Annotated in this window: 11 protein-coding genes; all 11 read right to left on the bottom strand. The window is 44.4% G+C overall.

Annotated elements, in window-relative coordinates:
* Nucleotide 1: 1 nt before the first annotated feature.
* Nucleotides 2-1141: a glutamine-hydrolyzing carbamoyl-phosphate synthase small subunit gene (gene carA / locus AWH66_RS00685; RefSeq protein ID WP_062459866.1), complete on the bottom strand. Its 1140-nt coding sequence runs from the start codon at nt 1139-1141 to the stop codon at nt 2-4.
* A 545-nt stretch (nt 1142-1686) separates the two neighbouring features.
* A complete protein-coding gene (gene dapB / locus AWH66_RS00680) occupies nt 1687-2496 on the bottom strand; it encodes a 4-hydroxy-tetrahydrodipicolinate reductase (protein WP_006075634.1) in 810 nt (269 codons plus the stop codon).
* A gap of 75 nt (nt 2497-2571) precedes the next feature.
* Nucleotides 2572-2970 carry an 8-oxo-dGTP diphosphatase MutT gene (mutT, locus tag AWH66_RS00675; RefSeq protein WP_071487836.1) on the bottom strand — a complete coding sequence of 133 codons (399 nt, stop codon included), beginning with the start codon at nt 2968-2970 and terminating at the stop codon, nt 2572-2574.
* Between the two features lie 87 nt (nt 2971-3057).
* Nucleotides 3058-5790, bottom strand: coding sequence for a preprotein translocase subunit SecA (gene secA, locus AWH66_RS00670; RefSeq protein WP_063606585.1), 2733 nt, complete (start codon nt 5788-5790; stop codon nt 3058-3060).
* Nucleotides 5791-6285: 495 nt separating this feature from the next.
* Nucleotides 6286-7203 carry a UDP-3-O-acyl-N-acetylglucosamine deacetylase gene (lpxC, locus tag AWH66_RS00665; protein WP_031494089.1) on the bottom strand — a complete coding sequence of 306 codons (918 nt, stop codon included), beginning with the start codon at nt 7201-7203 and terminating at the stop codon, nt 6286-6288.
* A 99-nt stretch (nt 7204-7302) separates the two neighbouring features.
* The gene (ftsZ, locus tag AWH66_RS00660) at nt 7303-8532 is read right to left on the bottom strand and encodes a cell division protein FtsZ (protein ID WP_031495612.1); all 1230 of its coding nucleotides are present in this window, start codon (nt 8530-8532) and stop codon (nt 7303-7305) included.
* A gap of 29 nt (nt 8533-8561) precedes the next feature.
* A complete protein-coding gene (gene ftsA, locus AWH66_RS00655; protein ID WP_038223983.1) occupies nt 8562-9824 on the bottom strand; it encodes a cell division protein FtsA in 1263 nt (420 codons plus the stop codon).
* Nucleotides 9825-9934: 110 nt separating this feature from the next.
* The gene (locus AWH66_RS00650) at nt 9935-10729 is read right to left on the bottom strand and encodes a cell division protein FtsQ/DivIB (protein ID WP_143081445.1); all 795 of its coding nucleotides are present in this window, start codon (nt 10727-10729) and stop codon (nt 9935-9937) included.
* Between the two features lie 233 nt (nt 10730-10962).
* Nucleotides 10963-12423 carry a UDP-N-acetylmuramate--L-alanine ligase gene (gene murC, locus AWH66_RS00645; protein ID WP_006072717.1) on the bottom strand — a complete coding sequence of 487 codons (1461 nt, stop codon included), beginning with the start codon at nt 12421-12423 and terminating at the stop codon, nt 10963-10965.
* Nucleotides 12424-12441: 18 nt separating this feature from the next.
* On the bottom strand, nt 12442-13503 hold the full coding sequence (murG, locus tag AWH66_RS00640) for an undecaprenyldiphospho-muramoylpentapeptide beta-N-acetylglucosaminyltransferase (protein ID WP_031494213.1): 1062 nt from the start codon (nt 13501-13503) through the stop codon (nt 12442-12444).
* Nucleotides 13490-14716: a cell division protein FtsW gene (gene ftsW, locus AWH66_RS00635; protein ID WP_006072713.1), complete on the bottom strand. Its 1227-nt coding sequence runs from the start codon at nt 14714-14716 to the stop codon at nt 13490-13492. The genes murG and ftsW overlap by 14 nt, the downstream gene beginning before the upstream one ends.
* Nucleotides 14717-14721: the final 5 nt, after the last annotated feature.

The raw sequence follows: 14721 nt of genomic DNA, 5'->3' as shown, positions 1-14721 counted from the left end.
ATTACGCTTTGTGTTTTTTAATCAGTTCAATGAAGTGGTCAAACAATGGTGCAGCATCGTGTGGACCTGGGCTTGCTTCAGGGTGACCTTGGAAGCTAAATGCCGGCTTATCAGTGCGATGGATACCTTGAAGCGTACCGTCAAATAGAGACTTGTGCGTCGCACGCAGGTTTTCAGGTAACGTCTCTTCATCAGCAGCAAAACCGTGGTTCTGAGAGGTAATCATCACTACATTGCGATCGAGATCTTTTACCGGATGGTTGGCACCGTGGTGGCCAAACTTCATTTTCACAGTTTGTGCACCTGATGCTAGCGCCAAAATTTGGTGACCCAGACAGATACCGAAGATAGGCAGTCCGTTATCTAGGAAAGTCTTAGTTGCCTCAATAGCGTAAGTACAAGGAGCTGGGTCGCCAGGGCCGTTCGATAGGAACACGCCATCTGGGTTAAGCGCGAGCACTTCTTCTGCTGAAGTTTGCGCTGGAACCACCGTTAGGCGGCAGCCGCGGTCAACAAGCATGCGCAAGATGTTACGCTTGGCACCGAAGTCGTAGGCAACAACGTGATATGGCAATTCACTGTCGTCTTTCGCTTCAGGAAGTCCACCCTCGAGCGTCCACGAACCTTGTTTCCATTGATACGTTTCTTTTGTTGTAACCTCTTTCGCAAGATCCATACCTTTCAAGCCAGGGAATTCTTTTGCTTTAGCAAGTGCTAGAGCTTCATCTAGGTTATCGCCCGCTACGATACAACCGTTCTGCGCACCTTTTTCACGAAGAAGGCGAGTCAGCTTACGTGTATCGATATCAGCGATACCAACGATGTTCTGAGACTTGAGATAGTCTGAAAGGGATTGTTCGTTACGGAAGTTTGATGCGATAAGAGGAAGATCGCGAATCACAAGGCCTTGTGCGTGGATTGCTGAAGACTCTTCGTCTTCTTTATTAGTACCAGTATTGCCAATGTGAGGATAAGTAAGAGTTACGATCTGTTGAGAATAGGAAGGATCAGTGAGGATTTCTTGGTACCCCGTCATCGAGGTATTAAAAACAACTTCACCAACGGATAAACCATCTGCTCCAATGGAAACACCGTGGAACACTGTCCCATCTTCTAGGACTAACAGTGCTGATTTACTCAAGACAACCTCCAGAATAAAAATGCATAAATTTTAAATTAAATTGCAGATTTGCCTTCCTCTTCGCTATAAATAAGCGCTTTTAGGTAGTTCAGACAAATTGGCGGTATTCTAATGATGCCCGTGACAAGTGTCAACAACTGCCGAAAAATAAAATTAAATTTTATCGCCATTGACCATTTTTTTACTCTAAACCCTCAAAAAAACACATTTCAAGAGCAAAAATCAATCAGTTATGATTCCGCATAGTTTTTCGTGCTAGCAAAGTTAATAACAACCCCGCAATTTTTACCTCATAACTACGCAAACGTTAACCGAAACAAGTTAACATATAAAAATAAGACATAAGAGACAGTTTTTATCTCAAAGCTACAAAATTCACACATAAATCCATTTATTTTGTACAGTTATTGTGTTTTTGGTCGATTTAGCGAGATGGCTATTCATACCCTAGAACAATACTGACCTTGAGAATAATTATGTAAAACAATTGAGCTTTGAGATTCGACGCCATGAGATATAAAAAAAGCGCCGACTGGCGCTTTTCGTTAAATGCTATCGAGACCGAGAACTTCAGTCATGGTATAAAAGCCCGCAGGCTTATCATTGAGCCATACTGCAGCTTTAACGGCCCCATTGGCAAACGTCATGCGATCGGTCGCTTTGTGGGTAATCTCGACGCGCTCACCAATATCAGCAAACATAGCGGTATGTTCACCAACAATATCGCCAGCTCGAATCGTAGCAAAGCCAATTTCGTCACGAGTACGCTCACCAGTGATGCCTTCACGAGCATAGACGGCTACATCGTTGAGTTCATTACCCATTGCGCCTGCAATCGCTTCTCCCATACCGATAGCAGTACCAGATGGAGCATCTACTTTATGGCGGTGATGTGCTTCAACAATTTCGATGTCGCAGTAATCGCCCATAACTTTCGCCGCTTTCTCAAGAAGCTTAAAGACAAGGTTAACCCCTACGCTGTAGTTCGGCGCCATAACCACTGGCACAGACTGAGCAGCCTCATCGATAATCGCCTTCTCTTCTTCGCTAAAGCCAGTTGTACCAATCACCATTTTTTTGCCATGCTGTTTACATAGCTCTAGATTCGCAAGGGTACTTTTTGGCGCGGTGAAATCGATGATAACGTCAAAGTCATCAATAGACTTGTTAAGATCATCCACCAAAGCGACGTCAAATCGCCCTTCACCACATAATTCACCAACATCAACACCAACTAAAGATGACTCTGGGCGTTCAGAACCTGCGCCTACTTCAGCCTGATTGTTGTGAAACGTTGCTTTCACTAGGTTGCGACCCATACGGCCCGCTGCTCCTGCAATCGCAATTCTTACCATTGCGTTATTCTCCGTTGTTTATGTTGCTACCAATGTAACGCAAAGACACTAGGGCTACCAGAGTCGTTACAGATTTTAACGGTATTTTTCGACCACTTTGTTTAGGATGGGTACATTCGCTTCGGGGAATGCATAATTCGGTAAATCGGCAATATTTACCCAACAGCCTTCCTGCCCCTCTTTTCCGTATGGTTCATTGTCAAACGACGTCACCGAGATAAAATCAAACTTCAACGATTTTTCTGGGTAGTCATGAAGTAGGTGCTCGAACAACTCAAACTCTTTAACTTTTATGTCGATCTCTTCGAACAGCTCACGAGTTATCGCCTCGCCGACTGATTCTCCTACCTCGACTTTACCCCCAGGAAACTCCCAAAAGCCGCCTTTGTGAAGATTATCAGGACGTTTAGTGATATAGATTTGCGACTTATCTTGATTAAAGATAATTGCGGCAACGATATGAACTCGCTTCACGTTTTTCCCCACCTATTTCTGTGTTTCTCGTAAATTCAGATTAAAAAAAGAGCCGCATAATGCGACTCTTCATTTTTACATCATGGTTTAGTTAATCTTACCATGGCATTGTTTGTATTTCTTACCAGATCCACAAGGACATGGTTCATTGCGCCCAACCTTACGTTCTTCACGAACCATAGGCTGTTGTGAATCATCACCAGACTCTTCTGAGTGATCAGCAAGTTGGTTCTCAGCATCCGCGTGTTGAGCATGCGCTTTTGCTGCTGCTGCCTCTGCTTGCGCTTGACGCTGAGCTTCCATACGCTCAACTTCTTCTTGCTGTTGCACGCGTACTTTTGAAAGTATAGTGATCACGTCAAATTTCAGAGAATCCAACAGTTGCTCAAACAACTCAAACGACTCACGCTTGTATTCTTGTTTCGGGTTCTTCTGAGCATAACCACGAAGGTGAATACCTTGACGTAGATGATCCATAGCCGCTAGATGCTCTTTCCATAGCGTATCTAGAGTCTGCAGCATGACCGATTTTTCAAAGTTACGAAGTACTTGTGCACCAACAGTTTCTTCTTTCTGTTGATAAATCGTTACTGCTGTATCAAGGATTTTCTCACGAAGTGCTTCTTCATAGAGCTTGTCATCTTCATCAAGCCAAGTTTTGATTGGAAGCTCTAAATCGAAGTCATTCTTCAGACGTTCTTCTAGACCCTCGATATCCCACATATCTTCTAGAGATTGAGGTGGGATGTACTCATCGATAACAGAAGTGAACACATCAGCACGGTTTTGCTCAAGCATTTCACTGATGTCTTCTGCCGTCATTAATTCATCACGAAGCTCGTAGACAACTTTACGCTGGTCATTGGCCACGTCATCAAACTCAAGCAATTGCTTACGGATATCGAAGTTACGACCTTCCACTTTACGCTGAGCTTTCTCAATAGAGCGTGATAGCATCTTACTTTCAATCGCTTCACCTTCGTCCATACCACTTTGGATAAGGCTAGCCATACGATCAGAAGTGAATATACGGAGTAGTTGATCTTCCATTGATAGATAGAAACGAGATGAACCAGCATCACCTTGACGACCAGAACGACCACGTAACTGGTTATCGATACGGCGAGATTCATGACGCTCTGTACCAATGATATGTAGACCACCAGCAGCAAGAACTTGATCATGAATCACTTTCCATTCTGCTTTAATGGCATCGATTTGCTCTTGCGTAGGCTCAGAAATCTGTTCAACTTTAGACTGCCAGCTGCCACCTAACACGATATCGGTACCACGACCCGCCATGTTAGTTGCGATAGTTACTGCACCTGGCGTACCCGCTTCAGCAACGATTTCAGCTTCGCGTTCGTGGAACTTCGCGTTAAGAACGTTGTGCCTGATCTTAGCTTGCTTCAACGCATTAGATAACAGCTCTGACTTCTCAATCGAAACCGTACCAACCAGAATAGGCTGACCTTTTGCACTGCGCTCTTTAATGTCTTCGATAATCGCGTTGAATTTTTCAACTTCAGTACGATAAACCACATCAGCCATGTCATCACGAACCATTGGTTTATTGGTTGGGATAACAACTGTTTCTAAACCATAGATAGACTGGAACTCAAACGCTTCAGTATCTGCCGTACCTGTCATACCCGACAGTTTTTCATAAAGACGGAAGTAGTTCTGGAACGTAATAGAAGCAAGTGTTTGGTTTTCGTTTTGAATCTTCACCCCTTCTTTCGCTTCAACAGCTTGGTGAAGACCTTCAGACCAACGACGGCCTGGCATAGTACGACCAGTATGCTCATCAACGATAACTACTTCGCCTTGCTCGTTAACGATATAGTCAACGTTTTTCTCAAATAAAACATGAGCACGAAGGGCTGCGTTCACGTGATGCAATAGGCTAATATTGGTTGGCGAGTAAAGTGTGTCACCCTCTTCCATCAAACCATTCTTGATCAATAGTTCTTCAACAAACTCCTGACCTGTTTCGGTTAAGTGAACCTGTTTTGATTTTTCATCAACCGTGTAGTGACCATCACCACGGTACTCTTCTGAGTCTTCTTGATCTTGTTGTTCAAGCTGAGGAATTAACGTGTTAATACGTGTATATAGCTCTGAACTGTCTTCAGCAGGACCTGAAATAATAAGTGGAGTACGAGCTTCATCAATTAAAATTGAGTCCACTTCATCGACAACAGCAAAGAATCGCTCACGCTGAACTCGGTCTTCCACACGGAAAGCCATGTTGTCACGTAGGTAGTCAAAACCAAATTCGTTGTTGGTACCGTATAGAATGTCCGCTTGATAAGCTTCTTTCTTTTCTTGCGGGTGCATGTTTGGCACGTTCACGCCAACACTCATGCCTAGGAATTCAAATAGAGCGCGGTTTGTTTCAGCATCGCGTTTTGCTAAGTAGTCATTCACCGTTACGATGTGAACGCCTTTGCCCGGTAGAGCATTTAGATAAGCAGGCAAAGTTGCTGTTAGCGTTTTGCCTTCACCAGTACGCATCTCTGCAATTTGACCAGAGTTCAACACCATGCCACCGATAAGCTGAACGTCGAAATGGCGCATCCCGAAGACACGTTTAGACGCTTCACGAACTGTAGCAAATGCTTCTGGCAGAAGTTGGTCTAGGTTTTCACCTTTATCCAATCGCTCACGAAACTCTACTGTTTTTGCTTTCAGTTCTTCGTCAGACAATGCTTCGAACTGTGGCTCGTAGTTATTGATCTGCTTTACGATTTTTCTTAGTCGACGCAGTGTTCTGTCGTTACGACTACCGATGACCTTTGTCAGTAGGTTAGTAATCATTGTGTTTTTATTCTCTCTACCATTAGATCATATCGACCTATTAAAATTGCCTTCCGTCTCGACTAGGGTCTACTGACCTAACTGAGATAAAATCTATACCAACTGATATTGAGTTCAAGCTGTTAAATTTCAAGGCAGATATACCAATTAATGGCACATAGTTTAAGGAATTTTTGCCCTAACAACCAAGCTTCAATACAAACTAACCGTAATTAGTTTGATGTGTTTGGAAGTTTTGTAATATAAAGCCGCATTCAGCGCAGCATTGTGGCGGATATTTCTAAACGGAGATAGCGGCAGCATACATCAAAAGTGAAAACTTAAACTGCACAGCGAGTTTCATTTAAAGCAGCCAAACTGCAAGATCACGAAGATCCACTGCAGATCTTTGCCACTGTTAAGTAAAGTTCAACAGGCAACAAACTGCCACATCACTGTTTAGTAGGCATAAAAAAACCAGACTCAAGGTCTGGTTTTTTAAACACTAGTAGTTTTTTAAGCAAGAACCATGTTTGGTTCTGCAAAAGCAACTGGAGAACCAGCTTGCTCTTCGAATGTTGCCCATTCCCACGCTTCTTGGTCTGCCAATACCGCGCGCAGTAGTTGGTTATTTAGACCATGACCCGATTTATACGCAGAGAACTCACCAACAATCGCGTGACCAGCCATATAGAGGTCGCCAATCGCATCCAATACTTTGTGAGTAACAAACTCATTATCGAAACGAAGACCTTCTTCGTTAAGAATACGGTATTCATCAAGAACGATAGCATTATCGAAGCTACCACCTAACACAAGATTTTGTGATTGTAGGTACTCGATGTCACGCATGAAACCAAAAGTACGAGCGCGAGCGATATCTTTGATAAAGCCTTGCGACGAGAAATCAAACTGCAGACGCTGTTCGTCAGCATCAATTGCAGGGTGGTTGAACTCAATTTCGAAATCCATACGGAAACCGTTGTACGGACGAAGCTCTGCCCACTTATCACCATCTTCGAAACGCACTGGTTTCTTGATACGGATGAAACGTTTTGGTGCATTCTGAGTTTCGATGCCGGCTTGTTGTAGCAAGTATACAAACGGGCTTGCACTACCATCCATAATAGGGATTTCAGGCGCATCAACTTCAACGATGATGTTATCAATGCCCATACCCGCTAATGCTGCATTCAAGTGCTCGACTGTTGAAATACGAACACCGTCATCATTAACAAGCGCAGTACATAGCATTGTGTCGCGCACAGAAAGAGGATCCGCAGGAAAATCCACAGGCGGATTCACGTCAGTACGACGGTAAACGACACCAGTATTAGCAGCCGCTGGACGCAAAGTTAGTGTTACTTTACGGCCAGAGTGGAGACCCACTCCTACAGTAGTCACTATTTCTTTAAGCGTACGTTGTCTGATCATCTACAAACCTCTTCTTCAACGCTACAAATCACGGTTGATTATGTAAGCAACCGCGAATCCTACCAGATTTTTGAGCTGTGTCAAATTTAAGCAGACAGCTTAGTCTGCTTGACGACGCAAAAATGCTGGAATATCTAAGTAGCCACTTTCCTTTTCAGGTTTAGGTGCAGCACTAGTATTCGCGCCAGATGCAGGTGCATTTGATCCCGAATGACTCGGTGTGTTCACTTCAACCTTGTCCTGACTATTTACAGGCAAAGTTTGTGCCACTTTCTCTTCAACTTTCGCAGCTGGAGCTTGCGTTTGTTGTTGTGGCTGACTTGCTGTTACTGGTGTTTTACCACCTGCAACAAGCGTGATGTCAGGTTTGCGCTCATTACCGATACCAGTAGCAACCACAGTCACGCGAATTTCGTCGCTCATGTCAGGGTCTAGCGAAGTACCAATTACCACTGTTGCATTATCAGAAGCAAAAGCCTTCACTGTATTACCGACTGTTTCAAACTCGTCTAAACGCATATCCAGACCAGCAGTAATGTTCACTAGAACACCACGAGCACCAGCAAGATCGATATCTTCTAGAAGCGGGCTAGAAATCGCCATTTCAGCGGCTTCTTCTGCACGGTCTTCGCCTTTAGCAACACCGCTACCCATCATCGCATGACCCATCTCAGACATCACAGTACGTACGTCCGCAAAGTCGACGTTAATCATGCCTGGGCGAGTAATTAGCTCTGCAATACCTTGAACGGCATTCTTAAGAACATCGTTCGCACTTGCAAAGGCTTCTAAAAGCGTAACACCACGACCTAGTACTTTAAGTAGCTTTTCATTTGGAATAGTGATTAAAGAGTCAACATGCTTTGATAGCTCTTCAATACCCTGTTCTGCAAATGCAAGACGCTTTTTACCCTCGAAGCTAAATGGTTTAGTCACCACCGCAACAGTAAGAATACCAAGCTCTTTCGCTACTTCAGCAATAACGGGAGCTGCACCGGTTCCGGTACCACCACCCATACCAGCTGCGATAAATACCATATCGGCGCCAGTAATGCTTTCTTTAATTCTTTCTTTATCTTCGAGAGCTGCATCACGTCCAACTTGTGGGTTTGCACCCGCACCCAAGCCTTTTGTAATATCGCCGCCGATTTGAATGACGTGACTAATACTCGTTTTGCGAAGTGCCTGAGCATCCGTATTCACACTAATGAAATCAACCCCTTCGATTGACTCACGAACCATGTGTTCTACAGCGTTACCACCGCCACCGCCGACTCCAACTACTTTAATGACTGCTTCGTCAGACATTTCCATCATCGGTTCAAACATTTGTTATCTCCGTTTTCCTGCAACTCAGGTTAAAACTCTTTTTGTATCCAATTACGCAACTTTCCAAAGATTGTCGACACCGATTGACGTTTTGGTTCGTTATAATCATTGTCGTCATTGATCTGACTGTCTCTTGCGTAATGAAGTAATCCAACGGCCGTAGAATGATACGGCTCCTTTACATAGTCCGTGAGACCGCTAACCTCTAAAGGCTTGCCTACACGAACCTGATTGCGGAAGACGCGCTCTGCACACTCCACAACCCCTTCAATTTGTGCTGCGCCGCCCGTTAAGACCACGCCTGCTGCTAGATGATGTTTTACACCATTCTCTCTTAGTTTAGCTTGAACATTATCAATGGTTTGATTTACTAGTCCCATTAACTCTGTATAGCGTGGTTCTATCACTTCTGCCAATGTTTGGCGTTGCAAACTACGAGAAGGTCGACCACCAACGCTTGGAACGTTAACTGTATCATCTTTGCTCACTAGTTCGCTTAGAGCACAACCATACTTTACTTTTATTTCTTCTGCATCACTAAGAGGTGTACCAAATGCAAATGCAATATCACTGGTCACCGCATTACCAGCATAAGAGAACACTTCTGTATGTCGAAGTGCACCACCGGTCCAAATAGAGACATCCATGGTTCCCGCGCCAATGTCTACGACACAAACGCCCAGCTCTCGTTCATCTTCAGTAATAACAGCGTTACTGGAAGCTAATCCAGAGAAAACCAACTGCTCTACCTTTAATCCACAACGCTCAACGGCCTTGATGATATTTCTTGCCATATCATTGTGACAAGAAATCAGATGAACACTCACTTCCATTCGAACACCAGACAAGCCAAGCGGATTTTTTATCCCTTCTTGATAGTCTATGGTAAATTCCTGAGGAATCACATGAAGAATACGTTGTTCATCACCAATTTTAATGGATTTCGCGGTATGAATCGCTCGGTCCATATCATCCTGTGACACTTCTTCCTCAGAAATGGTTCCCATGCCTTTTTCAATTCGACTCGCAATATGCTTGCCTGAAAGAGAAATAAATACATTGCTAATCTGGCATTCTGCCATCAACTCAGCTTGATCGATCGCACGCTGCACGGATTTAACCACTGACTCTAGGTCGTTTACACCGCCTTTGTCCATGCCTCGAGAAGGACTGGAGCCAGCACCAATGATATTGACCTGACCGTCGGGTAATACTTCACCGACCAACGCAGATACAGTTGCAGTGCCTATATCAAGACCGACAATAATATTGTCATCCGTGGTCTTCGTCATCTGTACTCTCTTTGTTATAGATATTTCAATTTCCAGCGAACAATCTTGTTGCTCAATGTCCAAACTGAACTTAGGTATCGATAAATTGCTCTACCGATACGTAATAGCAGTCATCCTACTTTTTTGCTCTCTGCGTGAGCGGTTCCAGCCTCTTCCGCAGGGAACCAGCCAACCGCAGCGCCGGTATCATATCTTAAGTCGATATAACTAATTTTAGAGACTTGATCGCCCAACTTTCGATAAAGCGAAATAAAGCGCTCCAAGCGCTCCTGCATCGAGTCTTTACCCAACTCTAAACGGATACCGTTGTCCAAAATAACTTGCCAAGCTCGGCGTTCGTTCAGTACCAATGATGATATGGATAACCCAAGCGGTGCTAATTGCCCGTTGCTGTTTCGATAAGTTTGAAGTACTTGTAACTCAGTGCCTTTTGGCCCATAAAGTTTTACTTTCTGCTCTTCAATTGCCGACACATCACCGCTAAACACAACACCGTTTGTGTCTAACATATCAATACCATTCCAGATGGCACTAGCTTGATGCTCTGTCAGAAAGACTTTTACTGTATCTGGCCATTGTTTGCGAACGGAGGCCTGAGATACCCAAGGGATTTGCTCGACACTTTGCTGCAGCACATTGATGTCTTGAGACATAAAAGTGCCAATGTGTTCAAGGTTGGCAAATGCGTGTTGCACATCCTTGGCAGTTACATGAGTCAAATCGCCCTGCAACACTATCTTTGATAAAGGGAGGCGCTGGTCGTCCCACATCCAGCTAATGGTGGAATAAAGTGTTGAACCTATTACGGTGATTACAGCTAATAAAAAAACAGCCCCGACCCCATGTTTAGAAAACAAGGTAATTCGACGCGTTGATTCTGCACTGCTCTCTGAAGTTTCAGTCAAACTCTTTGGTCCTTTATTAACTTCTCTTCGCCTTTCCTTAAGATAGTGGAATAAGAGTCTAATCTAATATTGTTAACCTTAGGATTATACTAATGAATATCAAACTATCAAACACTGAACCTAAGAAATATCGGCTTTTACACATTGAAATAACAAAAATGTTCGACTAAGCGATCAAAATTCTCGATAGCTCGGTCGAACAGTTAAGTTTTTTACTAATTGAACTGACGTTGCTAACTATTCTGCATTAGCTGGATATCTAACTTCATCTGCTCTAGCTTTCTGGCTACTTTACCGATATCACCAGCACCTTGCGTCAGAAGAAGGTCGCCTTCTTGCAAAAGATTCGATAAAACAGATGGTAACGCATTCACGTCTGGAACAAAAACAGGATCCAACTTACCTCTTGTACGAATAGTACGACATAGTGAGCGTCCATCAGCCCCAGCAATCGGAGCCTCTCCTGCCGAATAAACATCCAACATCACTAAAACATCAACTTGTTCCAGCACATTGGCAAAGTCATCATATAAATCGCGAGTACGACTATATCGATGAGGTTGGAAAATCATCACTAAGCGTTTTTCAGCCCAGCCATTGCGCGCCGCTTTAATCGTAACATCCACTTCTGTTGGGTGATGGCCGTAGTCATCCACTAGCATCACTTTACCGTTACCTGTTTCAAACTCACCAAGGTGCTCAAAGCGTCGGCCAGTACCTTCAGTCCCTAACATGGCGTTAACGATAGCTTCATCGGCAATATTATCTTCCGTTGCAACAGCAATCGCCGCCGCTGCATTAAGAGCATTATGTTGACCTGGAATATTTAGAGTAATTTCTAAGTTCTCTCGGCCTTTTCTGACAACCGTGAATTTACCTTGCTGGCCGTCTTGACGATAGTTCTCAATTCGCACATCTGCATCATCAGAAAAACCATAAGTAATCACTTGACGACTAACACTTGGAATCAATTCACGAACTACCGGATCGTCAACACACATCACCGCCTGACCGTAGAAAGGCAGGTTATGTAAGAAATCGATAAAGGTTTGTTTTAGCGTATCAAAGTCTCCACCATAGGTATCCATATGGTCAGCTTCAATATTAGTCACAATACTCACCATCGGTTGCAGGTGAAGGAAAGACGCATCACTTTCATCCGCTTCAGCGATCAATATTCGGCTTGAGCCTAATCGAGCATTAGTACCAGCACTTTTTACCAAGCCACCGTTAACAAACGTCGGATCCATTCCAGCTTCCGAATAAATCTGAGTAACCAGTGCAGTCGTCGTGGTTTTACCGTGCGTACCAGCCACAGCGATCCCATGTCTAAAACGCATCAGTTCCGCTAGCATTTCAGCACGGCGAACTACAGGAATTCTCAGCTCTTTTGCAGCAACTAATTCTTGGTTTTCTGGATCGATAGCCGTAGACACCACTACCACACTTGCATTTTCAATATTGCTCGCCTGATGGCCAATATAGACAGTGGCACCTTTTTGAGTCAGACGCTCTGTCACAGCATTTTCAGCAAGATCTGAACCGGTAATCTGATAGCCTTCATTAAGCAGTACCTCTGCGATACCACTCATGCCAGCACCACCAATTCCGACAAAGTGAATACACTTCACTCGTCTCATTTCAGGTATCAGGGCCCGTATTTGTGCTAGGTCTTGAGTATGTTGCTGTGTCATGGATTAAATCTCGTCAATCTATTTTGTTAATTCGATAATTTCTTGGGCGACGCGTGTATCTGCATCAAGTTTAGCGGCTTTTCGTGCATTCTTCGCAAGCTCTAGTAGTTGCAGTCGATCGAGCTGTTTTACCTGTTGCGCCAATTTTTCTACCGTTAAATCCGGCTGTTCAATCATATAGGCAGCGCCACTGTGCACTAGGTGATCACCATTAAGTGCTTGCTGCCGATCTTTGTGCATAAATGGAATAAATATTGCGCCTACGCCGACCGCAGCTAGTTCAGAGACAGTCAAAGCACCAGAGCGACAAATTACTAGGTCAGCCCAACGATAGGCTTGGGCAACATCGTCGATAAACTCAGTAACGTCTGCATTGTCAACTGCATTGGAACGATATAGCTCAGCCACTTCTTCGCTATTACCTTTACCCGCTTGATGACGGATTGTGTAGCCTGAACCAAGCTTTGCCATTACGGGAGGTAGCGTTTGGTTTAAAATACGTGCACCTTGACTGCCACCCATGACAAGAATACGAATATCACCTTCGCGGCCTTCAAGTCGCTGTTGCGGTTCTTCAGTATCAATTAAATCTTGTCTTACTGGGTTCCCAACTACTTCAGCGTTAGGGAATGCACCAGGGAACGCCTGGAATACTTTCTTGGCAATTTTCGACAACCATTGATTGGTTAATCCCGCTACACCATTTTGTTCGTGTAATACAACTGGAATGCCCATGGTCCAAGCCGCAATACCACCAGGGCCACTCACATAACCACCCATGCCTAGCACGGCATCCGGTTGCCATTTTTTTAGGTGCTTTCTAGCCTGTAATATAGCGCTAAATATCTGAAATGGCGCTTTCATAAGCTTGGTAATTCCTTGTCCTCGAAGACCTTTCACTTTAATGAAATCGATCTCAATACCATGCTTGGGAACCAAGTCGGCTTCCATACGATCAGCCGTTCCTAACCAGCGAATCTCCCAACCTTGTTCTTGTAGTCGATGCGCAACAGCAAGCCCTGGAAACACGTGACCACCAGTACCACCAGCCATCACCATCAAACGTTTATTCTTTTTCATCTTTGGCTTTTTTCTTGTCTTTCTCAGGAGGCGCTTCCTGAGGTGTAGGTTCATCTATGTCTGGTAACAGACGGCATTCGTGGTCGATACGTAGCAGTATCGACACCGCAACGGACATAATTATAAGACTGGAGCCACCATAACTGATTAAGGGCAATGTCAAACCTTTGGTAGGAACCATACCAGCGGCAGCACCAACGTTGACTAACGTTTGAAAAGCAAACCAAATTCCGATGGCAAAAGAGAGATAGCCCCCAAACAGTTGCTTCTTCTCAAAGGCACGCTTGCCGATGTACAGAGCTTTAATCACCAAAGCAAACACCAACATCAACACGAGAAGCACACCAATAAAACCTAACTCTTCAGCTAAAACCGCAAATACGAAGTCAGTATGCGCTTCAGGCAGGTACTCCAATTTTTGCACCGAGTTACCTAACCCTTGCCCCATCAAATTACCGCGGCCGAACGCCATCAATGATTGTGTTAGCTGGTAGCCACTTCCGAAAGGGTCTTCCCATGGGTCAAGGAAAGATGTCACTCGGCGAACACGATAGGGCTCCACCAAGATCAGGGCAATAACCGCACCAACACCAGCTACCAATAACGCGATAAACTGAGACAGCTTTGCGCCCGCTATAAACAGCATACCAAATAGGGTCACCAACATTACCACCACGGTTCCTAAGTCAGGCTGACCAAGCAACAAAATAGCAAAGGTAGTAAACACCATGATAGGTTTGATAAAGCCGCCAAAGAAGGATTGCCTTACCTCATCTTGCTTGCGAACTAGATAGCTCGACATGAAAATGAACAGTGACAACTTAGCGACTTCAGCGGGCTGCAGGTTAAAGAGCCCAAGAGGGATCCAGCGCGAAGCACCATTAACCGACTTCCCGACGGCCAATACGACGACCAGAAGAAATATCGACAGCGCAAGCAAATAAGTACTGTAACGAAACCATTTTTCCGTTGGAACTTGCAGAACAATGGACGATGTCCCAAGCGCTAGCACCAAGAAAATCGCATGTCGAAACATGAAGTGGAATGGTTGGTCAGTGAGTCTTGAACTAATAGGAAAAGAAGCCGATGTTACCATAACCAAGCCGGTAATCATCAATGCAAACGCTAACCACACTAACTGTCTATCGTAGAGGGCATCAGGAGCTGGATGTGAAAACCAACCTGTTACCCTTTGTCGAAATTGATGGAACATAGTAG

This window comes from Vibrio barjaei (assembly GCF_001639065.2).
GTDB lineage: Bacteria > Pseudomonadota > Gammaproteobacteria > Enterobacterales > Vibrionaceae > Vibrio > Vibrio barjaei.
This window is presented reverse-complemented; position numbering and strand designations above follow the sequence as displayed.

What these genes read in the sequence shown, in the direction of transcription:
- murG (WP_031494213.1), bottom strand. Translation starts at nt 13,503, where the DNA reads ATGAAAAAGAATAAACGTTTGATGGTGATGGCTGGTGGTACTGGTGGT.
- ftsZ (WP_031495612.1), bottom strand. Translation starts at nt 8,532, where the DNA reads ATGTTTGAACCGATGATGGAAATGTCTGACGAAGCAGTCATTAAAGTA.
- ftsW (WP_006072713.1), bottom strand. Translation starts at nt 14,716, where the DNA reads ATGTTCCATCAATTTCGACAAAGGGTAACAGGTTGGTTTTCACATCCA.
- dapB (WP_006075634.1), bottom strand. Translation starts at nt 2,496, where the DNA reads ATGGTAAGAATTGCGATTGCAGGAGCAGCGGGCCGTATGGGTCGCAAC.
- murC (WP_006072717.1), bottom strand. Translation starts at nt 12,423, where the DNA reads ATGACACAGCAACATACTCAAGACCTAGCACAAATACGGGCCCTGATA.
- ftsA (WP_038223983.1), bottom strand. Translation starts at nt 9,824, where the DNA reads ATGACGAAGACCACGGATGACAATATTATTGTCGGTCTTGATATAGGC.
- lpxC (WP_031494089.1), bottom strand. Translation starts at nt 7,203, where the DNA reads ATGATCAGACAACGTACGCTTAAAGAAATAGTGACTACTGTAGGAGTG.
- secA (WP_063606585.1), bottom strand. Translation starts at nt 5,790, where the DNA reads ATGATTACTAACCTACTGACAAAGGTCATCGGTAGTCGTAACGACAGA.